The 22,988-nt window shown below is 72.4% G+C and carries 19 protein-coding genes; 10 read left to right on the top strand and 9 right to left on the bottom strand.

Translation table 11 applies throughout. From position 1 onward, the window contains the following. Positions 1-115: 115 nt before the first annotated feature. Together ACIQV3_RS33355 and ACIQV3_RS33360 are read left to right on the top strand one after the other, a co-directional pair. Positions 116-766 (top strand): hypothetical protein, encoded by a 651-nt coding sequence (locus tag ACIQV3_RS33355; protein WP_403718990.1) that lies wholly within the window; start codon positions 116-118, stop codon positions 764-766. Between the two features lie 133 nt (positions 767-899). Continuing rightward, positions 900-1,982 (top strand): sugar phosphate nucleotidyltransferase, encoded by a 1,083-nt coding sequence (locus tag ACIQV3_RS33360; RefSeq protein WP_403718992.1) that lies wholly within the window; start codon positions 900-902, stop codon positions 1,980-1,982. 67 nt (positions 1,983-2,049) lie between these two features. On the opposite strand, the gene ACIQV3_RS33365 is transcribed toward ACIQV3_RS33360, so the two are convergent. After that, complete coding sequence (locus ACIQV3_RS33365) at positions 2,050-3,405, bottom strand: LCP family protein (RefSeq protein WP_403718995.1); 1,356 nt, start codon at positions 3,403-3,405, stop codon at positions 2,050-2,052. 268 nt (positions 3,406-3,673) lie between these two features. Here ACIQV3_RS33365 and ACIQV3_RS33370 point away from each other — a divergent pair, with 268 nt between their 5' ends. From ACIQV3_RS33370 to ACIQV3_RS33385, 4 genes are all read left to right on the top strand, one after another. Continuing rightward, positions 3,674-4,216, top strand: coding sequence for an acyl-CoA thioesterase (locus ACIQV3_RS33370; RefSeq protein WP_403718997.1), 543 nt, complete (start codon positions 3,674-3,676; stop codon positions 4,214-4,216). Between the two features lie 118 nt (positions 4,217-4,334). Beyond that, positions 4,335-5,153, top strand: a complete 819-nt coding sequence (locus ACIQV3_RS33375; RefSeq protein ID WP_403718999.1) for an SGNH/GDSL hydrolase family protein — start codon at positions 4,335-4,337, stop codon at positions 5,151-5,153. A gap of 77 nt (positions 5,154-5,230) precedes the next feature. Next, positions 5,231-5,854 carry a TetR/AcrR family transcriptional regulator gene (locus tag ACIQV3_RS33380; RefSeq protein ID WP_403719002.1) on the top strand — a complete coding sequence of 208 codons (624 nt, stop codon included), beginning with the start codon at positions 5,231-5,233 and terminating at the stop codon, positions 5,852-5,854. Then, positions 5,851-6,765: an SDR family oxidoreductase gene (locus ACIQV3_RS33385; RefSeq protein WP_403719005.1), complete on the top strand. Its 915-nt coding sequence runs from the start codon at positions 5,851-5,853 to the stop codon at positions 6,763-6,765. The genes ACIQV3_RS33380 and ACIQV3_RS33385 overlap by 4 nt, the downstream gene beginning before the upstream one ends. Before the next feature lie 69 nt (positions 6,766-6,834). On the opposite strand, the gene ACIQV3_RS33390 is transcribed toward ACIQV3_RS33385, so the two are convergent. Next, positions 6,835-8,358 carry an LCP family protein gene (locus ACIQV3_RS33390; protein WP_403719008.1) on the bottom strand — a complete coding sequence of 508 codons (1,524 nt, stop codon included), beginning with the start codon at positions 8,356-8,358 and terminating at the stop codon, positions 6,835-6,837. A 141-nt stretch (positions 8,359-8,499) separates the two neighbouring features. On the opposite strand from ACIQV3_RS33390, the gene ACIQV3_RS33395 reads away from it, so the two are divergent. Further along, complete coding sequence (locus tag ACIQV3_RS33395; protein ID WP_403719011.1) at positions 8,500-9,525, top strand: glycosyltransferase family 2 protein; 1,026 nt, start codon at positions 8,500-8,502, stop codon at positions 9,523-9,525. 133 nt (positions 9,526-9,658) lie between these two features. Here the strand turns inward: ACIQV3_RS33395 and ACIQV3_RS33400 are convergent, their stop codons facing one another. The 4 genes from ACIQV3_RS33400 to ACIQV3_RS33415 all read right to left on the bottom strand — a co-directional run bounded on the left by ACIQV3_RS33400 (position 9,659) and on the right by ACIQV3_RS33415 (position 15,612). Continuing rightward, positions 9,659-11,338, bottom strand: coding sequence for an LCP family protein (locus ACIQV3_RS33400; RefSeq protein WP_403719014.1), 1,680 nt, complete (start codon positions 11,336-11,338; stop codon positions 9,659-9,661). Between the two features lie 102 nt (positions 11,339-11,440). Continuing rightward, entirely contained in the window at positions 11,441-13,189 is a 1,749-nt protein-coding gene (locus tag ACIQV3_RS33405) for an LCP family protein (RefSeq protein WP_403719017.1), read from the bottom strand. A 222-nt stretch (positions 13,190-13,411) separates the two neighbouring features. Next, on the bottom strand, positions 13,412-14,683 hold the full coding sequence (locus ACIQV3_RS33410; protein ID WP_403719020.1) for an LCP family protein: 1,272 nt from the start codon (positions 14,681-14,683) through the stop codon (positions 13,412-13,414). Positions 14,684-14,862: 179 nt separating this feature from the next. Beyond that, the gene (locus ACIQV3_RS33415; RefSeq protein WP_403719023.1) at positions 14,863-15,612 is read right to left on the bottom strand and encodes a TIGR03089 family protein; all 750 of its coding nucleotides are present in this window, start codon (positions 15,610-15,612) and stop codon (positions 14,863-14,865) included. Between the two features lie 150 nt (positions 15,613-15,762). On the opposite strand from ACIQV3_RS33415, the gene ACIQV3_RS33420 reads away from it, so the two are divergent. Both ACIQV3_RS33420 and ACIQV3_RS33425 read left to right on the top strand, forming a co-directional pair. Further along, positions 15,763-17,205, top strand: a complete 1,443-nt coding sequence (locus tag ACIQV3_RS33420; protein WP_403719026.1) for a peptidoglycan recognition protein — start codon at positions 15,763-15,765, stop codon at positions 17,203-17,205. An 885-nt stretch (positions 17,206-18,090) separates the two neighbouring features. After that, positions 18,091-18,996: a DNA-3-methyladenine glycosylase family protein gene (locus ACIQV3_RS33425; protein WP_403719078.1), complete on the top strand. Its 906-nt coding sequence runs from the start codon at positions 18,091-18,093 to the stop codon at positions 18,994-18,996. Between the two features lie 69 nt (positions 18,997-19,065). Here ACIQV3_RS33425 and ACIQV3_RS33430 read toward each other — a convergent pair whose 3' ends face one another. The 3 genes from ACIQV3_RS33430 to ACIQV3_RS33440 form a co-directional block, all read right to left on the bottom strand. Then, entirely contained in the window at positions 19,066-20,370 is a 1,305-nt protein-coding gene (locus ACIQV3_RS33430; protein WP_403719079.1) for a coenzyme F420-0:L-glutamate ligase, read from the bottom strand. 62 nt (positions 20,371-20,432) lie between these two features. Next, on the bottom strand, positions 20,433-21,392 hold the full coding sequence (gene cofD, locus ACIQV3_RS33435; protein WP_403719030.1) for a 2-phospho-L-lactate transferase: 960 nt from the start codon (positions 21,390-21,392) through the stop codon (positions 20,433-20,435). Between the two features lie 105 nt (positions 21,393-21,497). Then, positions 21,498-22,046: a cysteine dioxygenase gene (locus ACIQV3_RS33440; RefSeq protein WP_403719033.1), complete on the bottom strand. Its 549-nt coding sequence runs from the start codon at positions 22,044-22,046 to the stop codon at positions 21,498-21,500. Positions 22,047-22,706: 660 nt separating this feature from the next. On the opposite strand from ACIQV3_RS33440, the gene ACIQV3_RS33445 reads away from it, so the two are divergent. Beyond that, the gene (locus ACIQV3_RS33445; protein ID WP_112450237.1) at positions 22,707-22,970 is read left to right on the top strand and encodes a WhiB family transcriptional regulator; all 264 of its coding nucleotides are present in this window, start codon (positions 22,707-22,709) and stop codon (positions 22,968-22,970) included. The last annotated feature ends 18 nt before the right edge of the window (positions 22,971-22,988 follow it).

Consider the following 22,988-nt stretch of genomic DNA (forward strand, 5'->3'; position numbering starts at 1 on the left):
GTACCCCCGGCATATGCCGGGGGTGCCGTGGACGCCCCGTACGGCGTGACTAGGCTGTGCGCCCGGCCGGTCTTCGGCGCGGGATCAGGGGCGGGTTTCTGGGTGGGGAACGAACGTGTTCGTAGAACGTGACATAGCGGAACTGATGCGGCAGATCGCCCGGCAGGACGTCCTGGAGATCGGCTCCAACGCAACCGTCAAGTTCGTGCGGGGGGCCTCCCTGGCCCACATCGCCGAGTCCTACGGCTTCGAGTACGACGAGACGTTCCGCCTCGGGCGCAACAAGGAGTTCGTCCTGGTCCGGATGTACCGGGACCCGAGCCCCGAGGCCCGGGCCCGCGAGGCGGCCGCCATCACCGCGCACCCGCGGGCGGGCAACGGCGGAACGGTGCCGGGGATGCGGCAGGGAACGCTCAAGCCCCTGCCGGAAGCGGGGCAGGCCGTCGCCGTGATGAAGGACCGGATCCGGTTCGACATCGCGGGCGCCGCGGTGGAAAAGCGCCAGCAGATGACCGCGTACGCGTGCTGCGCGTTCGCCGCCGTCTTCATGGCGGTCCTCGGAAAGCCGGTCCTCGCGCTCGTCGTCGGCGTCACCCTCACCGCCTTCCTGTTCGGCGCCTTCCGGTTCGGCGCGGTCCGCCGGAGCCGGATCGCACAGCGGCTGCGGGACGCCGGGTACCACCAGGTGCGGGACGAGCGGGGAGCGGAGCGGTTCCTGGCCCCCGGCCGGCAGCTGCCCGGTCACGCCAACCCCTTCGCCTCCTGACCGCCGTGACGGCCGTGACCGCCCTGAGCAGCGGCGCAGACGGCCGCACACATCGGGCACCAGCTCCCTGGGGACCCCCCGGATGGGCTAAATTTGGACCTTCGTACGCCGGAACCGGTTGGGGAGAACGCAAATGACGGAAGCGATCCTGCTGGTCGGCGGACAGGGGACGCGGCTGCGCCCCGTCACGGTGAACACGCCGAAGCCGATGGTGCACACGGCAGGCGTTCCCTTCCTCGCTCACCAGATAGCCCGCGCCGCCGCCGCAGGCGTCACGCACATCGTGATGGCCACCTGCTACCTCGCCGAGGTCTTCGAGCCCTACTTCGGGGACGGGTCCGACTTCGGCGTCCACCTGGAGTACGTGGTCGAGGACGAGCCGCTCGGCACCGGCGGCGCCATCCGCAACGCGGCGCGGCTGCTCACCGGCGGCCCGGACTCCTCCGTGCTCGTCTTCAACGGTGACATCCTCACCGGCCTGGACATCGCCGGGCTCGTCGAATCGCACAAGGCGGCCGACGCCGACGTCTCCCTGCACCTGGTCCGGGTCGACGACCCGCGCGCCTTCGGCCTGGTCCCCACCGACGCCCACGGGCGGGTGCTGGCCTTCACTGAGAAGCCCCAGACGCCCGAGGAGATCATCACCGACCAGATCAACGCCGGCTGCTACGTCTTCCGGCGCAGCGTGATCGACACCATCCCGGCCGGCCGGTCCGTTTCCGTGGAGCGCGAGACCTTCCCCGGCCTGCTCGCCTCCGGGGCCACCCTGCACGGGGTCACCGAGAACACGTACTGGATGGACCTCGGCAAGCCTGAGGCGATCATCCAGGCCTCCGCCGACCTGGTCCGCGGCGTCGTCCCCTCGCCGGCCGTCCCCGGACGCCGCGGGGAGTTCCTCGTCCTGCCCGGAGCCCACGTGGCGGCCGGGGCCAAACTGTCGGGGGGCACCGTCGTGGGCGCCGGAGCCCGCGTCGAGGCGGGGGCGGTCGTCCAGGGCTCCATCGTGCTGGCGGACGCGGTCGTCGGCCCCGACGCCCAGGTGTCCGCCAGTCTGATCGGCGCCGGCGCCTCGGTGGGCGCGCGGACCGTACTGGACGCCGCCGTCATCGGTGACGGAGCCTGCGTGGGCGCCGACAACGAGCTCCGCGCCGGCGCCCGGATCTGGTGCGGGGCGCGGCTGCCCGACGCGGCGATCCGCTTCTCCTCCGACGCCTGAGCCCGTTCCGTCGGCCGGGGCGCCCCGGCCGGGGGCGCCCCCGGCCAGTGGGCGCCCTCCGCCGTGATCAGTTCCCGCGGACGGTGACCTTCTCGTCCTTCTGGATCTGCTGCACCAGCTGCTGCACCTTCGCCTTGTCCCAGACGAGGTTGCCGCCGCGCTGACCGGAGATCGGCATGTTCATGGACACGCCGTCACCGCCGCTGATGCCCTTCATCGCGAAGAACATCGACCCCATGTCGTACAGCCCCATGTCCTTGTCCACGATCAGCGTGTCCAGTCCCGCGCCCAGCACCGGGTACAGCGAGAACGGGTTCAGGATCGTCGTGGGGGTCGCCGCCTGGCTGGCCAGCGCCGACAGGAACCTCTGCTGGTTCTTGGTCCGCTGCAGGTCCGACTCGGCGAAGGCGTAGCGGGTCCGTACGTAGGCCAGCGACTGCTCGCCGTTCAGCGTCTGGGTGCCCTCCTTGAAGTCGGCCCCGGACTTCTCGTCCTTGAACGCCTTCTCGATGTTCAGCTCCACCCCGCCCAGCGCGTCCACGATGTTCGCGAAGCCGGCGAAGCCGATCTCCGCGTAGTGGTCGATGCGCAGGCCGGTGTTGAACTCCACCGTCCGCACCAGCAGCTCCGGGCCGTCCTGCGCGTACGCCGCGTTCAGCTTGGTCCGCTTGCCCGTGCCCGCGAACTTCTTGCCCGACTCCGAGCCGACGAAGGAGGGGATCTCCACGTCGGAGTCGCGGGGCAGGGAGATCATCGTGTTCCCGCTGGAGCACTTGGCGAGGATCATCATCGAGTCGGTGCGCTTGCCCTCGGCCGAGCCCGTGTGGAGCTTCTTCTTGTCCTCGGCGGACATGCCCTCGCGGCTGTCGGAGCCCACGATCAGGTACGTCGTGCAGTCGCCCTCCTTCGGGCGCTCGATGACCTTGGAGAGGTCGACCTCGCGGCGCACGTTGGAGTCGGCCCAGAAGTAGGTGCCGATGCCCGTCACGAGCAGGCCGGAGACCAGCACGATCGAACCGATCTTGATCCGCCTGCGCCAGTCCGGCGCCGCTCCCGCCGGCCGGGCCGGGCCGCCGGGGCCGCCCGGTCCGCGCCCGCGCGGCCCGCTGGGCGGCTGGCCGCCGCCGTAGACCTGACCGGTGTTGTAGCCGCTGTCGTAGCTCCCGCCGGCGCTGCCGCCGCTGTACGAGCCGTCCTGCTGCGGAGGCACGTAAGCCGGCCCGGCCGGCGGCTGGGCCGGGCCGCGCGGGGGCTGCCGGGGCTGCGGCGGCTGCGGCTGCCGGGACGCCTGGGGGCCGGGCCGCTGGACGTGCCTCATCCGCTGTGCGCCTTCCGGCTCCGCCTGACCGCTGCCGCGGCCGTACCCGTCATCGCGGCGGCCGCGCTGGTCCTGCTCGCCGCTCCACCCGTCCCTGTCACTCATGTGCCCAAGAATGCCTGGCCGGGAGGGCCGCGGAACACCCCCGGCCGCCCTTCGTACCGCTGCTGTTGCAGAGCTGACACCAGCGGGCCGCACTTAGGGCGTGTCTTTCGGATCAAGCCGGGCCCGCGGTGTCCGGCACCGCGCCTCGCCGCGTTGTCGTCGGTCCCCGACGCTCCGCGTCGGCTCCCTCCTCCGCCTTGCGATGCACGGCACCGGACACCGCGGGCTGACCCGGCCTGATCCAAAAGACACGCCCTAAGCTGTCTCCATGACAGAGATACCGGGCGAGCTGCCGGGAAAGCCGATCTCGGCTTCCCGCACCACCCTGAGCCACATCATGACCGCCAATGACACCAACCTGCTCGGCACGGTGCACGGCGGAGTGATCATGAAGCTGGTGGACGACGCGGCCGGCGCCGTGGCCGGCCGGCACTCCGGCGGCCCGGCGGTCACCGCCTCCATGGACGAGATGGCCTTCCTCGCCCCGGTCCGCGTCGGTGACCTCGTCCACGTCAAGGCCCAGTGCAACTGGACCGGCCGCTCCTCGATGGAGATCGGCGTACGCGTTCTCGCGGAGCGGTGGAACGAGTCCACCCCCGCCACCCAGGTCGGCAGCGCCTACCTCGTCTTCACCGCGGTCGACGCCGAGGGCAAGCCCCGCCAGGTTCCGCAGGTCATCCCGGAGACGGAGCGGGACGAGCGGCGCTTCCAGGAGGCCCAGATCCGCCGCACCCACCGGCTCGCCCGCCGCCAGGCCATCCGCGACCTGCGGGAAGAGCGGTCCGCGCAGGGGCTGGACGCCGACCTCTAGTGCGCCCGCGTCCGCCCGCGCCCGTGCCCGTGCCCGTGCCCATGCCCGTGCCCTCGCGTCAGCCCGCGTCCGTCCGCTCGCAGCTGCCGTCCCGCCCCATCCGGAAGGCAGAGGCATCATGAATCGCCGATCGGCCGTGTTCGCAGGCGTCGCCGGCCTCGCAGGTCTCGCCGTCGCGGTTCCGCTGCTGACGGCGGCGGACTCCGGAACGGCACCCGCCGCCATGGTCCCGCCGTTCCCGACGGCCTCCCCCGATGCCTCCCCCGGCACGGGAGCGCCCCGCACCCTGCGCGTGATGCCCCTGGGGGCCTCGACGACCGCCGGCGTCGGGAGCTCCGGCTTCGGCGGCTACCGGCTGCCGCTGGGGCGCCTGGTCGCGGCCCAGTCGGCGTACGCCATCGATTTCGTGGGCTCCCGGGCCCAGGGGCCCATGGAGGACAACCAGCACGAAGGGCACCCCGGGTACACCGTCGGCCGCATCCGTGGCGGGGTCGACCGGTGGATCGAGGCCGCGAAGCCCGACGTGGTCCTGCTGCACATCGGACTGAACAACCTGAACCGCGGCGGCGACCCCGACCGGGCCGCGGACGAGGCCCGGGAACTGGTCGACCGGATCTTCACCCTGCGCCCGGGGATCACCGTCGTCATGCAGGGCCTGGTCCCCTCGACCCCCGGCTCGAAGGACCAGGACATCTCCGGGCCCATCGCGGCGTACAACCGCAACCTCCAGCGGATCGAGACCCGGGAACAGGGGGCGGGCCGGCACTTCCGCTTCGTCAAGGCCCCCTGGCTGACCCCCGCGGAACGGGCGGACGCGAGCACGCCGGCCGAACTGGCCGACGGCCTGCACCCGAACGACACCGGGTACGCGAAGGTGGCGGACGCCTTCTTCGAGGCGATGCAGCAGGCCCACTCGGACGGCTGGTTCGGGATGTGAGCCCGGATCGCCCTCCGGGGGCGACCTCTGCGTGTTTTAATAAATGAACAGGCATTTATAAATGAAGGGTGGCGGTGATGGCACGTCCCCGAGGGGTCGAGGACGCGGTGATCCTGCGTGCGACGGCGCAGGTCATGGGCCGGGTGGGTCCCGCGGGTCTTACGCTGGCCGCCGTGGCGCGCGAGGTCGGACTGGTTCCGGCGACCCTGGTGCAGCGATTCGGTTCCAAGCGCGGTCTGCTCCTCGCGCTCGCCGACCTGTCCGAGAAGGACGCGAGCGAGACGGCCGAGCGCGTGCGCCGGTCGCACGACTCGGCGCTCGGGGCCCTGGTGGCGCTGACGGTGGAGTCGGCGGCGGCGATCGCCACGCCGGAGAGCTTCGCCAACCATCTGGCGTTCCTGTGCACGGATCTCGGGGATCCCGAGCTCTACGAGCGGGCGCTGGCCGTTCACCGCACGCATGGGCGGGTGATCGGGGAGCTGCTCACGGAGGCGGTCGGCGAGGGCGAACTCCGCGCCGGAACCGATGCCGCGGCGCTGGCCCGCACCGTCCAGGCGATCACCGCCGGGGCCGGCCTGACCTGGGCGCTCGAACGCGAAGGCACCCTCGCACAGCGGCTCCGGCAGGAGCTCGACGTCGTGCTGTCCCCCCACCTTCCCCACCTTCCGCCGCGAGACGGCCACGACCAGGAGGAATCATGAAGACCGTTGACGCACGCCCGCTCGCCGGCAAGGTGGCCCTGGTCGCCGGCGGTACCCGGGGCGGCGGACGGGGCATCGCCGTCGAGCTCGGCGCCGCCGGGGCGACGGTGTACGTCACCGGCCGCAGCGGCGCCGGCGGGCGCTCCGATCTGGACCGCCCGGAAACCATCGAGCAGACCGCCGAGCAGGTCACCGCGGCGGGCGGTCTGGGCATTCCCGCACGGACCGACCACAGCCGTCCCGACGAGGTACGGGCCCTCGTCGACAGGATCGCCGCGGAACAGGACGGGCGCCTCGACATCCTGGTCAACTCCGTCTGGGGCGGAGACCCGCTGACCGACTGGGAACACCCCCTGTGGGAGCAGGACCTGGAGACCGGTCTGCGGCTGCTGCGGCAGGCGGTGGAGACCCACGTCATCACCAGCCGGTTCGCGCTCCCGCTCATGGTCGCCCGTAAGAGCGGCCTGGTCGTGGAGGTCACCGACGGCAACACCGCCCGCTACCGCGGCACGTTCTTCTACGACCTGGCGAAGTCGGCGGTCATCCGCCTCGCGGTCGCCCAGGCCGCCGAGCTGCGGCCGCACGGCGTCGCGGCCGTGGCCATCACCCCGGGCTTCCTGCGCTCGGAGGCCCTGCTGGAACACTTCGGCGTCACCGAGGCCAACTGGCGCGACGGCGCGGCCCAGGACCCGAACTTCGCCCACTCCGAGACCCCGGCCTACCTCGGCCGGGCGGTGGCAGCACTGGCCGCCGACCCCGGGGTCATGGCCAAGTCGGGACGGGCCCTGGCCACCTGGGGCCTGTACCGGGAGTACGGCTTCACCGATGCCGACGGCACGCAGCCGGACTTCGCCGCCCACTGGGCCGAGAACCTGGAGGAGGAGTACGGGCCCCTCGGCGACCCGCTGTAACCCGGTCCGCCACGACGGCCCCGGCCGCCACGAACGGCCGGGTCCGCCACGACCCGTACGCCGGTCCGCTCAGGAGCCGCCGCAGACCACCTGGTCGCCGGTGACCACACCGAACTCGCCCTGGTACGGGTCCTCCGCGCGCACCGTCACCACCTTGCGGTAGTCCGCGCCCGCGATCACCACCACGGTCCGCCCCTGCCCCCGAACGGCCCGCATCTCACTGCCGGGCAGCGCGGTGGACACCGTACGGGCCGACCGGTCCCAGCGCGGGTCGTACGTGATCACCGTGCGCTTGACGTCCCGGCTCGCGCCGTTCCCCGGAGCCCGGGTGGTGTCGAAGCCGGTGGCGCGCAGCGCCGAGTCCACCCGGGTGCCCAGCCCGTCGATCCGGGTGCCGTTCTCCACCTGGACCCGGACCTGCCCCGGGGGCACGTCCACCGGCACCGCCGGCTGCCGGCGCACCGGCTTGCCGGGGGCTGGGGCCGGGGATAGCGGCCGGTCGTCGCGCAGCGCCTGGAAGAGCTTCGCGGCCTTCGCCTCGTCCCATTTCACCGTGGAGCCGATGCCCTTGACCGGGAAGGAGGGGTTGCCGACGGGCACGGAGGCGAACTCCGAGGAGGAGGGGGTGAAATCGCGCATCGCCTGGCCGAGCGCCAGCATCTGCTCGGAGCCGAAGCCCCGGTCGGCCCGGACCGAGCCCAGCAGGGTGGAGCTGACCTGCTTGAACTTGACGGGATTGAGCAGCACCCCGCCGCCCGTGGCCTGCTTGATCAGGGCGGCGATGAACCGCTGCTGGCGCTGCATCCGGCCCAGGTCCGAGGCTCCGTCGACATGGCGCGAGCGCACGTACTGCAGGGCCTGGCCACCGCTGAGCCGGTGGGTGCCGGGGAGCAGGTCGAGGCCGGTGCTGGGGTCCTTCATGGTCTTGGCCGTGCAGATCTCCACTCCGCCCATGGCGTCGACCGTCTTCATGAAGCTGGTGAAGTCGACCTCCAGGTAGTGGTCGATCTTCACGCGGGTCATGCTCTCGACGGTGCGCACGGTCAGCTGGGGCCCTCCCTCGGCGTAGGCGGCGTTCAGCTTCACGGGGTGGGCCCCGTGCGGTTTGCCGCTGGAGCCGTCCACGTGCGCGGGCAGCTCCACGAAGCTGTCCCGGGGGAGGCTGACCACGCTGGCCCGTGCCCGGTCCGCCGAGAGGTGGACCAGCATGACGGTGTCGGTGCAGTGGCAGGGCGCGCCGCCCAGGCGGTACTCGCGCTTCTCCTCGGCGGTGATCTTGTCGCGGCCGTCGGTGCCGACGAGCAGGAAGTTCACCCCGTGCCCGGCCTGCGGCCGGTTCTTCATGTCCTTGAAGGGGTCCACCCGCTGGATCCCGGTGTCCAGCCCGGTCATCACCGCGTGCCCCAGCGCCCCCGAGCCCAGGACGAGCACGGACAGCCCCGCGGCGAGCCGGACGCCCCAGCGGGGTCTGTCCGCCGGGCGCTTCCCGCCCGCCCGGGATCCGGCCGGTCCGCCGGGCCGCGGCGCGCGCTGCGACGGCCGGGCGGACCGGGCGGGCAGGGCGGGTCGGGTGGGACGGTGCGGCTGGGGCACGGGGGACACCTCGCACGATCGGCAGATTCGTCAGAACAGTAGGTCCATACGATCAGCTGCTGTCCGTACTGCTCATCCGGCGCGCACCCGGTTCCCCCGTACGCGGTAACGTGACACCGATACCCGACCTTGAAGGACCACATGCCCGCCCAGCAGCCCGCAGTCTCGGTGATCATGCCGGTACTCAACGAGGAGCGCCATCTGCGCGACTCGGTCCACCACATCCTCGGACAGGAGTACGGGGGTGAGATGGAAGTGGTGATCGCCCTCGGGCCGTCCAAGGACCGTACCGACGAGATCGCCGCCGAGCTGGTACGGGAGGACCCCCGCGTCCACACCGTCCCGAACCCCACCGGCCGCACCCCCGCCGCCCTCAACGCGGCCATCCAGGCCTCCCGGCACCCGATCGTGGTGCGCGTGGACGGCCACGGCATGCTCTCCCCGAACTACATCGCCACCGCGGTCCGTCTCCTGGAGGAGACCGGCGCGCAGAACGTCGGCGGCATCATGCACGCCGAGGGCGAGAACCCCTGGGAGGACGCCGTCGCCGCCGCGATGACCTCGCGGATCGGCGTCGGCAACGCCGCCTTCCACACCGGTGGCAAGGCCGGCCCCGCCGACACCGTCTACCTCGGGGTGTTCCGGCGGGAGGCCCTGGAGGCCGCCGGCGGGTACAACGTGGAGTTCATCCGCGCGCAGGACTGGGAGCTGAACTTCCGCATCCGCGAGGCCGGCGGCCTGATCTGGTTCTCGCCGGAGCTGAAGGTCCAGTACCGGCCGCGCCCCTCCGTGCGGGCGCTCGCCAAGCAGTACAAGGACTACGGGCGCTGGCGCCACGTGGTGGCCCGCTACCACGCGGGCTCCATCAACCTGCGCTACCTCGCCCCGCCGGCCGCCGTCTGCGCGATCGCCGCCGGTCTGGTCGTCGGCGCGGCCGTCACCCCGTGGGCCTTCGTCCTCCCGGCGGGCTACCTCGCGGCGATCACCGCGGGCTCCGTCCCGGCCGGCAAGGGGCTGTCGCTGGGGGCCCGGCTGCGGATCCCCGTCGCCCTGGCGACCATGCACGTGTGCTGGGGCTACGGCTTCCTGACCAGCCCGCGCTCACTCGCCGCCAAGGTCATCGCGAGCCGCCGCCCGTCGGTGAGCCGGGACCCCGCCGGGCTCTGAGGTTCCGTAGCCGTACGAAGGCACACACGAGAACACGCACGAGAACACGCACGAGAACACGCACGAAAGGGGTGACCCGGTCCTCGCGGACCGGGTCACCCCTTTCGGTGTTCGAGGCCGCCGGCCTCTCAGGTCACCAGCGGTACGGCTTGTAGATGTCCATGCAGCTGGTGTCCGTGCCGTTGAGCGCGTCGGCCGACTCCGGGACGTCGCCCGCCTCCGGCGGCGCCTGCTGCGGGTAGACGGCGCCCTCGCGCCAGTCGGCCCCGACCAGGACCGTGATCCGGGCCGCCCCGGCCGACTTCTGCACGGAGGTCGCGGGGATGCCGAGCGCCGCGGCCACGCTCTGCGCGTCGGCGGCCTGCGCGTCGGTGGCGTAGCGGACGACCGTCGCCTTCTCCGGGGTGAGCGCACTGTCCGCCTTGGCCAGGGAGAACCCCTTGGCGACCAGCTGGTTCGCGACGGCCGTGGCCCGCTTCGGCACCGGCTGCGCCCCGACTCCCGTCCCGTTGACCACGTGTACCGCGATCTTCGCGGGGGCGGAGGCCGGCGGCGCGGAGGACGGCGGCGGGGTCGGCGCGGGGACCGACGGCGAAGCGCTCGCGGCGGGCGCCGGGTCGCCGTTCTTGTCCATCGCGACGTCCTTGCGGAGCAGCTCCCACACCTTCGGGGCGTCCTTGGGGTTGAGGATCAGCCGGTCCTTGTTGCTCGGCGCCTGCAGCACCGGGATCGTGGTCGACGTGATGCGGTTGATCGGCACGTCCTTGAGCAGCAGGGCGAGGTCGAGGAGCTTCTTGACCGTCCCGATCTCCTCCGACACCTGCAGCGCCTTGGTCGCCGCCTCCGCCAGGCCCGTGAGGCGGGGCAGGTCGGTGAAGGCGTTCTGGCTCTTGAGCCCGCGCATCATCGAGTTCATGTACATGTGCTGCGCCTTGGCCCGGCCGATGTCACTGCCGAAGGAGTGCCGGGTGCGCAGCCACTGGAGCGCCTGCTGGCCCTGGATCCTGGTGGTGCCGGCCTTCAGCTTGAGGCCGGAACCGCCGGTACCCGACCCCGGCTCCGACTGGTCGAAGACGTTCTGGTTGACGCAGACGTCGACGCCCCCGATCGCGTCGGCCATGCTCACGACACCGACGAAGTCGATCGTCATCCAGTGGTCGATGTAGACGTTGGTCATCTTCTCCCACGTGGCCAGGGTGCAGCCCGCACCCCCGCGCGAGAAGCTCTCGTTGATCATCGTCCTGGTGGCCTTGTGCTTCTCGCCCGTCTTGGGGTCGGAGCATTCGGGGACGTCCACGAGGGTGTCGCGCGGAACGGAGGTGACCGAGGCGTTCTTCCGGTCGGCCGATATGTGGACCAGCATCTGCACGTCGGCCCGCGCCGGGTCGCCGATGGTGTCCCAGCCCCCGCCGAGCTTCGCGTTCTCCTCGTCGCGGACGTCGGAGCCGAGCATCAGGATGTTGATCGGACGCCGCCCCGCGGCGTCGGCGTCGCTCCTGGCGACCCCGCTGTCGCCGCTCAGACGCTGGCCGCTGCGGATGTTGCCGTTGAGGTGGCGGTAATAGAGGTATCCGGCCGCCGCCGTCCCGAGTATGAGCAGCGCGACGACGGAGGCCGTCCAGCGCAGTACGCGGCGCCGCCCCTGCCGGGTCGGCCGCCTGCCGCCGCCCGCGCCGCCCCCGCCGCGGCGCGGGCCGGAACCGGACCTCGGCGCGGGTACGGCACTGGTGGCCGTCGGCCGGGTTCCGGCGCCGGATATGCCGTCGCCGGCCCGGCCCGGCGCCCCCTCCCCTTGCACGCTGCTGTGCCTCACGCGTCCCCCATCACGATCAGTCTGTGTCGGTATTGTGCCGGTCCGACGGGTTCCGGTACGTCATTGCACGGCCGCGGGGCGCCGGTCGGCCCCCCTGTCCGGTCACTTGGCGCAGACGGGCTTGTCCGCCTCCACGCGCTGGACGCCCTCGGGCGCCTGCTGAGGAGCCGTCATGGAGACCCCCGCCCCCTTGAAATCCGCACCGAGCGTCAGCTTCATCGGCGTCTTGGGTGCGGCGTCGGCCGTGCCGATCTTCAACGCCGTCGCGGGCAGGCCCATCATGTCCGCCAACGCCCGCGCCTGATCGGCCTGGTTGGGCGCGTACTCCAGCTGCGTGGCCGCCACCTTGGCGGGCGCGTTGCCCAGGTTGCTGGACTTGAGCACCCCCTTGGTGTTCTGCAGCCAGGTCAGTGTGCCGGACGCGGATCCGGCCGGGCCGCCGCCGTTGTAGACGTCCACCCGGACGTCCTTGGCCGCCGCGCGGGGACCCTGCATCAGGGCGTCCAGCTTGGCCTTCGCGTCCGTGGCCGCCGCGTCCTTCGCCGCCTGTTCCTTCTTCTCGACCTCGGTCAGCGAGACGTCGCCCCGGATCATCTGCAGCAGGGGCTCCGCCTGCGCCTGCTTGACCACCACGGTGGCCTTCGCGCCGACCGGCTCCGCCGGATTGTCGATGACCGGGAGCGTGGTGAAGGTGATGTTCTTGAGGTCGATGCTCTTCAACTCACCCGCGAGATCGGTGAGTTTGGCGATCGACCCGATGCCCGAGTCCACGCTCAGCGATTTGGTGGCCGCCTCGGCGAGGGAGAGGAACTTCTGCGGACTGGTCAGGGTCTCCTTCGACTTCATCTCCCGCATCATCGAACCCAGGAACTGCTGCTGGGTCTTGATGCGGTCGAGGTCGCTGCGCTGGCCGAAAGCGTGCCGGGTCCGTACGAAGGCCAGCGCCTGCTCGCCCTCCAGCCGGTGATCGCCCGCCGTCAGCTTGAGCTTGGAGGCCTTGTCGTTCACGTCCTTCGCCACGCAGACCGGTACGCCGCCGACCGCCGTGCTCAGGTTCTTCACCGCGTTGAAGTCGGCCATCATGAAGTGGTCGACCTGGATCCCGGTGAGCTCCTTGACCGTGCGCATCGTGCAGCCGGGGTCGCGCCCCGCCTGCCCCAGGCTGGTGTTGAAGCGGGCCCCCCGCTCGCCGGGGATGTCCTTCGTCGAGCCGTCCGGCTGCTTCGTCGGACAGTTCGGCACATCGGTGATCAGGTCGCGCGGGATGGACAGCGCGGTGGCGTTGGAACGGTCCTTCGCGACATGGAAGAGGATCGTGGTGTCGGCGTGCCCGACGCTGCCGGCGTCCCCGTACCCCTCGTTGCCCGCGCCGCTGCGCTTGTCCGTGCCGATGACGAGGATGTTGATCGGCTGGTCCTTCTTGAACCCGCCGCTCGTACCCGCGTCACCGATGTCGGTGACGTTGAGGTTGCCGTTCAGGTGGTCGTAATAGAGGTACCCGGCGATCGATCCGGCGACCAGCACGAACGCCAGCGTTCCGCCGGTGGCGACCAGGATCTTCTTGCGCCGCCCGCCGCCCCCGCCCCTGCCGGGACGTGCTCCGCGCCGGCCTCCGCCGGGCGGGGCGTCGCCGCGGCGCGGCCCGGGAACCGCGGGGCCGGCGGGGGAAGCGGGGGAGCCGGGGGAGCCGGGCGCTCGGCGCGGCGGCGTCGTGCCGGGCGCGCGCCGCTGCGAAGGTGCTTGCGCAGCGGATTGCTCCAGTCGCAGCTCGTAGTTGCCGGTGCGGGGGTTCAGCACCCACTGGTCTGCGGGGTCGATCTCGTCGGCCCGTCCACGGCTTTGCGCATCCACGGTTTGCTCGAATCCTCCGTCGGTGCTTCGCGACGCGCCTCCCCCAGGCGCACGGTCAACGATCCGGCTGCTGGCACGCGGCCTCTGTGCTGGCCGGGCGCCGGATCGCTCACCTTATCCGGACAGGTTCGCCGCAAACCATGCTGGTGATGAATTCCACGCACTTACAACGGGGCAATCGCCCCAACAAGCTCGGCCCGGGCACCGGCTTTTGGGATTGCTTTACCGGCAGTCGGCAACTCCGGCCGTGGTGCCGGTGAAGGTGGGGACGGGCGAGGAGGGCTCCGCGGTTCCCGGGCGGTCCCCTGTCCCGCTCGTGGTACCGCTCGTAGTGCCGCTCGTCTCGCCGTCCGCCCCGTCGCCGTCCGCCCCGTCGCCCTCCGCCCCGTCGTCGGCCGTGGCCGGAGCGGGCGTGGGCGTGGGCGCGGGCGGGGCGATGGTCAGCGGCTGGTCCGACCGCAGCCGCTGGAAGAGCTGGGTCGCGTCCGGCTGCCTCAGCTCGTCCCGGTTGCGGTCGGCCGCGTACGGCCGGCGCGGCACCGTGAGGAACTTGATCTGCTCGGTCGGGATGTCGCGTACGCCCCGGACGAGCTCGTACAGCCCGCGCAGCGAGGCCAGCCCAGGGTCGGTCGTCACCGAGGAGGTCGCCGCGTCCAGCAGCGGGTACAGCCGGGCCGGATTGAGCAGCACCCCGTTGCTCTGCACCTTCTTGACGAGCGACCCGAGGAACGCCTGCTGGCGCTCCATCCGCTCGGTGTCACTGCCGTTGCCCAGGCTGTGCCGCGCCCGTACGAAGCCCAGCGCCTGCTCGCCCTGCAGGGTCTGCCGGCCCGCCGGCAGCTTCAGCTTGGCCTCGGTGTCGTCCACCGGCCGCCGCAGGCACACCTCGACCCCGCCGATGGCGTCGACCATCTTCTTGAAGCCGCTGAAGTCCAGCACCATGTGGTGATCGACCCGGATCCCGGTCATCGCCTCCACCGTGCGGACCGTGCAGGCGGTCCCGCCCCACTCGAAGGCCCAGTTGAACTGGGCGAACTGCTCCCTGGTCCGGCTTCCGTCCGGCTTCAGGCACGCGGGTATCTCCGTCATCAGGTCCCGCGGCACCGATATCGCCGTCGCGCTCTTCCGGTCCGCCGGCAGGTGCAGCAGGATCGTGGTGTCCGAGCGCTGCGTGCCCTGGTCCTGCCCGTACGGGGCGTTGCCCGCGCCGGTGCGGGAGTCCGAGCCGATCAGCAGGATGTTCTGCGCGCCGCCCGCCAGGTGGGCCGGGCGCTCCTTCTCGTAGCGCCGCAGCTCGGCGGCGGCCGAGGTGTCCTCGGCGATGTTCCCGTCGAGCTTGTCGTAGATCCACCAGCCCGTGCCCGCTCCGGCGACGACGAGCATGCCGGTCCCGAGCCCGATCCAGCGCAGCAGCCGGCGCCGCTTGCGGCCGTTCGGAGGCTGCTCGCCTCCGGCCGCATCGGTGCCGCCCGGTATGCCCGCGCTGTCCCTCACTCGCGTTCCGTCCCCTCACCCGAACCGGTACGGGCCGTACGGGTGAGTACGGCCTGTGCCGATCCTGCCCCCGGGTGTTCGATGCGGCCCGGGGGCACGACCGTGTATAGGGCCATCTGGGTGACAAATCGGCCAGATCCGGCATTGGGCGGTGTGGGTGACGGCGGTGCCGGGCCGGATCAGGCCGTGTGGGTGACCCGCTCGCTCTCGATCCGCTGGGCCAGAGCCGCGTCCGCCAGCCCCCCGGCGTTGCGGCACAGCACCACGGAGCCTCCCGTGGCCAATGCCGCGTAGAGCCCGGCCGAGAGCCCCTCCCAGCTGTCGTAGCCCTGCCGGGACAGCACCCGGGCACCCTCGCCGAAGCCGAGCTTCACCGCGTCCTCGCGGGCCCGCTCGCAGATCCGGGCGTACGAGAGCTCCTCGCCGCCGACCACCAGGCCCGGGCCGTCCGCGTCCACGGGCTGGAAGGGCGCGAACCGGTCGCCCTGCCCCGGCACCTCCACGGCGTAGTCGGCGAACCCGGCCGGCGGCTGCGGGAAGCGCCCGCCCAGCGGCCGCAGCGCGAGCGCCACCCGCTCGCCGGAGCACGCGGCGGCCTCCTCCAGCGTGTCCGGGCCGCTCACCACGAGATCGGCGCCGCCCGGATCCCCGCCCACCTCCACCACGACCCCGACCGAGGCACAGGCGAGCAGCCACACAGCGCTCTGCCAGTGCGCGGGGAGCAGCAGGGCGAGCCGGTCACCGGGCTCGGCGCCCAGGTCGCCCTGGAGCAGATTGGCGGTCTTGGCCACCCAATTGGCGAAGGTGGCGACGGACAATTCGACGCGCTCGCCCGTGGCGTCGTCGTAGAAGGTGACGAGCGGGCGGCCGGGATCGGCGGCGAGCGCGGATCGCAGCAGGTCGGCAGGGGTGCGGTCAGTGGCGTTCACGGACCAGAGCCTACGCGGAGCGACCCGCGCCCCTCCTCCGTACGGCCGCAGCACGATCCCCCGTACGGAGGAGGGGTATCCGGACCGGGACCGGACGGCACGTCAGTTCTCGGATGGCGCCGGCCTCCGGCAGTCCACAACATCCTTTCCATGCGTGCATTCCTTGCTTCCTCCATCGGCGTCGCGACGGCTGCCGCACTGGCCCTGCCGCTCGCGCTCCCCTCCACGGCCCTGGCCCACCCGGCGGCGACGCGGCAATCGGCCGGGGCGGGCACGTCGGCCCCCGCGGCCCCATCGGCCATCGCCGGATCCACCCAGTCCCTTCCGCTCGTCCCCGTCGGACCCTCGGCGGACCGCTCCACCGGGGTCCCCGGCATGAGCACCTCGCCCCGGCTCCCCGACACCCGCGGCCTGTCGGCGCGCGAAGTCAGGACCTTCTCGCTCGTCGGCGTCGTCTGGGACGACGCGAGCACCCGGCTCGACGGCCGCGTCCAGGTCCGCACCCGCTCCGTGACCACCTCGGCCTGGTCCGAATGGCAGGACGTCGACACCCACAACAGCGAACACGCCGCCGACCCCGACACGGCGGAACGGGGCACCGGCCGGGTCCGCGGCAGCACCGCCCCCCTGTGGGTCGGGCAGTCCGACGGCATCGAGGTCCGTGTCCAGGCGGAACACGGTGACCGCGAAGTGAGCAGCGGGCTCCCGACGGGCATGCGCATCGAACTGGTGGACCCGGGGGAGTCCTCCCGCCCCCACTCGGACGCGAAGAACGGGAACGGCACCGCGGAACCCTCACCGGTCGTCGACGACGACGACAAGGGCGAACTGGCCGTCCTCCCCGGCATGACGATGGAGATGGCGGAGTCCTCCTCCGCCAACGTGCCGATGGCCCCCCTCGGCGCCCAGGAGATCCCCGCCCTCAACAAGGCCGACTCCACCGCCGACGCGGTCCTCGCCGACGAGGCGCTCGCGGCCGCCCCGTACATCGGCCCGCGCCCGAAGATCGTCACCCGGCTGGGCTGGGGCGCGGACGAGAGCCTGCGCGAGAAGGGCTTCGTCTACACGAACACGGTCAAGGCCGCCTTCGTCCACCACACCGCGTCCGGCAACAACTACGCCTGCAAGGACGCCCCGGCGGTCCTGCGCAGCCTGTACCGCTACCACGTCGTCAGCAGCGGCTGGCGCGACATCGGCTACAACTTCGCCGTCGACAAGTGCGGCACCGTGTACGAGGGCCGGGCGGGCGGCGTCGCCAAGGCGGTGCTCGGCGCGCACACCATGGGCTTCAACACGGACAGCATGGGCGTCGCCGTCATCGGCACCTTCGCCTCCACGACCGCCCCCAAGGCGGCGGTCGACGCGGTGGCCCGCCTCACGGCCTGGAAGCTGGGCCTCTTCGGAGCGGACCCCCGCGCGAAGACCACGCTGCGCTCGGGCGGCGGCAACCTCTACGCGAAGGGCAGCAACGTCCGCCTGAACGTCATCTCGGGCCACCGCGACGGCTTCGCCACGGAATGCCCCGGCCGCCAGCTCTACGACAAACTCCCCCCCACCCGAACCGCCTCGGCCAAACTCCAGGGCCGCCCCTGAGACAAGCCCCCTCCTTGACGCCCCGCTCGCGCGGTGCGGCCCTGGCGGGCCAGCCCCATCCAGCCGCGCGAGGGCCCAGGGCACAGCCCGGGGCCACCCCTTCCGCCCCGGCCAAGCCCGGCCGTCCGGCGCTGAGAACCGAGTCCTGGCCGGAGCCCAGGGCCAACTTTTCCGTCCCGGTCACGGCCGGGTGGGCCGTCCGGCGTTGAGGATCGGGTCCGGGGCTGAGCCCCAGGGCCTCTTCAGCCCGTCCGGCGTCTGGGGACCTGGGCCCAGGGCGGGGCCCCAGGGCCTTTTCAGCCCGTCCGGCGTCTGGGGACCTGGGCCCAGGGCGGGGCCCCAGGGCCTTTTCAGCCCGTCCGGCGTTTGAGGACCGGGGTCCGGGCGGAGCCCGGGGAACGGTGGAAGGGCGGGTAGGGGACAGCCCCGCAGGGCTACGCTCGAGTCATGGCCGGCCGCTTCGACCCCCTCACCCGCACCGCGATCCGCGGCGGCCGCACCCCGGTGCCCCCGCCACCTCCGACCCCCACCCAAGCCACCGGCACAACCGACGCCCCTACCGACGCCCCGGCCCAGGCCCCGGTCCAGGCCCAGGCCCAGGCCCAGGCCCAGGCCCAGGCTCCGGCCCCGGCCCAGGCCCAGGGCCAGGCTCCGGCCCAGGGCCAGGTTCCCGGCCAAGGCCAAGGCCAAGGCCAAGGCCAAGGCCAAGGCCAAGGCCAGGGCCAGGGCCAAGGCCAAGGCCAGGGCCAGGGCCAGGGCCAAGGCCAAGGCCAAGGCCAGGGCCAGGGCCAAGGCCAGGGCCAGGGCCAGGCCCAGGGCCAAGCCGCAGGCGACCGCTCCGGTCACCCCAAGACCCGCTCCTGGGCCCCGCCCGGTGGCGGCCCGGTGGATCTGGGGCTCACCCTCGGTCCGCTCAGGCGCGGCCCCGCCGACCCCACCTTCCGCACCACACCCGGCACGGTCTGGCGAGCCACCCGTACCCCCGCCGGCCCCGCCACCCTCCGCGTCACGCTGGACGGGGCAGAAGTGAGCGCCACCGCATGGGGGCCGGGCGCCGACTGGATCCTGGACGGGCTGCCCGAGCTCCTCGGCTCCGCCGACGACCCGGCCGCCTTCGTCCCGCGCCACCGGCTGGTGCACGCCAGCCACCGCCGCCGCCCGGGCCTGCGCCTGACCCGCACCGGCCTGGTCCTGGAGTCCCTGATCCCGACGGTCCTGGAGCAGAAGGTCACCGCCGACGAGGCGTACCGCGCCTGGCGCCGCCTCGTACGCCAGTACGGCGAGCCGGCTCCGGGCCCGGCCGACCCGGCCGACCCGGCCGATTCGGCCGACCCGGCCGCCCCGAACCTCTACGTGATGCCCGCCCCCCGCACCTGGACCCTGATCCCCTCCTGGGACTGGCACAAGGCCGGGGTCGACTCCAAGCGCTCCGCCACCATCGTCCGCGCGGCCCGCCTCGCCGCCCGCCTCGAAGAGGCGACCGCCATGGACCTGCCGGCGGCCGCCGCCCGCCTGGAGGCGGTCCCCGGGATCGGCCCGTGGACCTCCGCCGAGACCCTCCAGCGCAGCAACGGCGCGGCCGACGCCGTCACCACCGGGGACCTGCACCTGCCCGGGATCATCGGCTACGCCCTGGCCGGGAACCGGGACGCCGACGACGCCGCCATGCTGGAGCTCCTCGCGCCCTACGCCGGCCAGCGCCACCGCGCGGCCCGCCTCGTCCTCCTGGCCGGCGCCGCCCCGCCCCGCCGTGCCCCGCGGATGCCCCGGGGCGACATCGGCAAGCTCTAGCCCGGCAGCCCCGCAGCCCGGCAGGCCATCCGGGGGCCGGGGGCCGGGGGCCGGGCCCGGCCCGGAGGCTCACCGGACCTCGATGAACTCCTCCGCCGCCCGCGCCGCCCGCTCCGCCGGAGCGACCGCGGCGTGCCCGACGGCCACCGCCCCCATCGGGTCCCAGTCCTCCGGAAGGCCGAGCACCTTGCGCACCACGTCCCGGCAGAACATCGTCGAGGACACCCACGCGGAGCCCAGCCGTTCCCCGGCCAGCGCGACCAGGAAGTTCTGCACGCCCGCGCCCATCGCGACGACGAACATCTCCCGCTCCGCGGCGTCCCGCCGCGCGTGCCCGTAGTCGTGCGCGCCGTCCGTGACCAGGCAGGGCACCACCAGGTAGGGCGCGGCCCGCAGGACGTCGCCCCGCCGGACCCGCTTCGCGATGGACTCCTCGGACTTCCCGTCCCGCCGCAGGTCCTCGATCCAGGCGTCCCGCATCGCGTCCAGCAGCTCCAGTCGCGCGCCCGCCGACTCCAGCAGCACGAACCGCCACGGCGTCGTGTGGTGCGGGGCCGGGGCCGTCACGGCCGCCGCGACCGCGCGGCGCACCGCGCCCGGGTCCACCGGCTCGGACGTGAAGGCCCGTACGGTACGCCGCTGCGTCACCGCTTCCCGTACCGCCTCCGAGGTGCCCAGCCGGAACATGTCGTCGGCCGGCGAGCGGACCAGATCGGCCGCCGAGGACCCCTCGCCCCGTACGTGTTCCAGTCCGCGCACGATCGCCACCGGCAGGCCCAGGGCCTTGCCCTTGACCAGGTCGCCCGCGGCGGCCAGCTCGTCGGCGGTCGCCACGACCGTCGCGCTCAGCGGGTTCCCGTGGGCGTCGGTGCCGCCGCGCAGGTCGTCCAGGACCTGTACGCCGGCCGAGCCGATCGCCACGTCGGTGAGCCCGGTGCGCCACGGCCGCCCGAAGGTGTCCGTCACGATGACGCCCACGTCCACGGACCGCAGCTCCCGCAGCCGGGCACGGATCGCGGCGGCCGAGGCGTCGGGGTCCTCGGGCAGCAGCAGGACGGTGCCGGCCTCGGTGTTCGAGGCGTCGACCCCGGCCGCGGCCATGACCAGCCCCTGCCGGTTCTCCACGATCCGCAGCGTTCCCCGCCGCGCGACGACCCGTACGGTCTCGGCGTCGATCGCCTCCTCGCGCGAATCGGCGCGGACGATGCGCCCCTCCGCCTTGGAGACGATCTTCGAGGTGACGAGCAGGATGTCCCCGTCCCGCAGCCGGGTGGAGGAGCCGTCCCCGGCGGGGACGTCGGTCGCGGCGGCGATCAGCGCCGCCAGGTCGTCGCCGGGCCGTACCTCCGGGATCCCGCGGACGGCCCGCACCAGGAACTGGTGCGGCGGGTTCCCGGTGCTCCCGGTGTCGCCGGGAACACCGGTGCTCCCGGCGGTCACCGGGAGGCCTCCGCCAGTTCCAGCGCGGCCCGCGCCATCTCCGCCGTGGCGGCCAGGTCGGTCATCATCAGCGGGACCGCCCGGCAGGTGATGCCGGCGGCCTCCACCTCGGTGACGGCGTCAGCGTCGGCGGTGTCGACGAGCCAGCCGTCGAGCAGTTCGGTGCCGTAGTGCAGGGCGACGGCCGCGGCGGTGGACTCGACGCCCACGGCGGCCAGCACCTTGTCGGCCATTCCGCGCACGGGGGCGCCCCCGACGATGGGGGAGAGCCCCACGACGGGCGCCGTGGCGGCGGCCACGGCCTCCCGGATGCCGGGTACGGAGAGGATGGTGCCCACCGACACCACGGGGTTCGACGGCGGGAAGAGGATCACGTCGGCGGCCGCGATGGCCTCCAGGACGCCGGGCGCGGGCTTTGCCTGCTCGGCGCCCACGGGTACGACGGCCTCGGCGTCCACCGCGGCACGCATGCGGACCCAGTACTCCTGGAAGTGGATGACCCGACGCTCCCCGCTCTGGGAGTCGGTGATCGCGACGTGGGTCTCGACCCGGTCGTCGGACATGGGGAGCAGCCGGACCCCGGGCTGCCAGCGGTCGCAGAGGGCCTCGGTGACGGCGCTGAGCGGGTAGCCCGCACCGAGCATCTGGGTACGGACGATGTGGGTGGCGAAGTCGCGGTCACCGAGGCCGAACCAGGTCGGTCCGACCCCGTACGCGGCGAGTTCCTCCTTGACGGTGAAGGACTCGTCGGTGCGGCCCCAGCCCTGGTCCTCGTTGATGCCACCGCCGAGGGTGTACATCACGGTGTCCAGGTCGGGGCAGACCTTGAGCCCGAACAGGTGAATGTCGTCACCGGTGTTGCCGATGACCGTGATGTCCGCGTCGGGAACCGCGGACTGGAGACCTCGGAGGAAACGGGCGCCGCCGATGCCGCCGGCCAGAACAACAATGCGCATACCGACAGTCTGTCAGCCGCAGGATGATCCTTTGAGGGGCGGTGGCCGGGCGACGGGCGGGACCGTCAGGCAGCGCCGGTGATCAGACGGACAGGGCGCCGGTGATCAGACGGGCAGGGCCTCGGGCCGGGCCGGAGAGCAGCTGTGCATCGGCATTTCCGTCAGGCCGGGGAAGTACACGTGCAGGCTGACGGCGCCTTCGAGGCTGTCGTTCTGCACCTCGTGGGCGTACCCGGGGGCGAAGACGCGCTGGGAGCCGGCGCCGAGCGCGAGCGGGCCGCGGGCGGTGTGCTCGGTCAGTTCGCCATCCAGGACGGTCAGGACGCCGGAGGAGGCGCCGTGGTCGTGCAGGCCGCTGCCCTGGCCGGGTACCCAGCTGAGCAGCCAGACCTCGTAGCCGGGGCCGGTGCGCAGCCGGTGGTACCAGCGGGTCGTGGCGTCGTAGCGGACCAGGTGCTCCCACGCGGAGCGGTCGGCGGCGATGGAACGCGCGAGGCCCACGAACTCGGCGACGGTGGCCGGGTGCTCGCGGGCGGGCTGCAGGAGGTGCTGGACGGAGAGGATGTCGCCGGCGATCTGGAGGTCGCTCTCGACGGGCGCCGGGGCGATGGCCGGGGCGGTGGGGGTGGCGTTCAGTGTGCTGGTGCTGTTCATCGGGGGGTTCCTCGACGGATGTCAGTCGTGCGGCGGTTGCTGTGGGGGGCGAGCTGGAGCTCAGGGGAGCCGAAGCTCCCGAGGCATCAACAGCTGCAACAGCAACAGCGAACCTGGGCAGCGCACAGGAACCCACGAATGGGGGTCCGGGTGACTGCCGAGAGCGCTGACATGCGTACAAGAAGACCCGGTGGGGGGCCGGACTGTCAACCCAATGTCCGATTTGGTAGAAAAGTTTCACCTCATCCGGTTACCGTGCCCGGAGAAAGGTTTGTGCAGTCGGTACCAGGGGATGTGGCGCTGCGAGTCGCGTCGCAGTCCGCTGTGGCGGCTCTCAAACCCGTAAAGCCGTGCGACGTCCTTCTGTGGCTGAAATGTGATCTGCGCCGCTTCTTCGGCCGGATTGGAACCCCACCACAGAGTGACGCGTCGACTACGGGGGAGGGGGTGCCGGTTGTGACGTGTGTGGCATGTGTCACGATTTTTGGCGATTTGAACACTTTCTGCATAGGCTTGGTTCCGCAGAGTGAATAAGGGGCCCAATAGCAGATCTCGGCTTGACTGCGCCGGAGCCCCGCACTTGTAATTTCACTCGTGTCGTTACGTAGCGATGAGTGACGACATGACCACGGGGACGCACAGACAGAGCGAGGGGCGCACATGACCGAGCTGGTTCAGGAACTGCTGGTCGAGGAGGCGGACGAAGAGCTCGGTTGGCAGGAGCGGGCTCTCTGCGCCCAGACCGACCCCGAGTCCTTCTTTCCCGAGAAGGGCGGCTCAACCCGCGAGGCGAAGAAGGTCTGCCTCGCGTGCGAGGTCCGCTCCGAATGCCTCGAGTACGCACTCGCCAACGACGAGCGATTCGGCATCTGGGGCGGCCTGTCCGAGCGCGAGCGGCGACGTCTGAAGAAGGCCGCCGTCTGAATCGCCCTCGGCGCGCAC

It is taken from the genome of Streptomyces sp. NPDC099050 (assembly GCF_044759865.1).
Classification (GTDB): domain Bacteria; phylum Actinomycetota; class Actinomycetes; order Streptomycetales; family Streptomycetaceae; genus Streptomyces.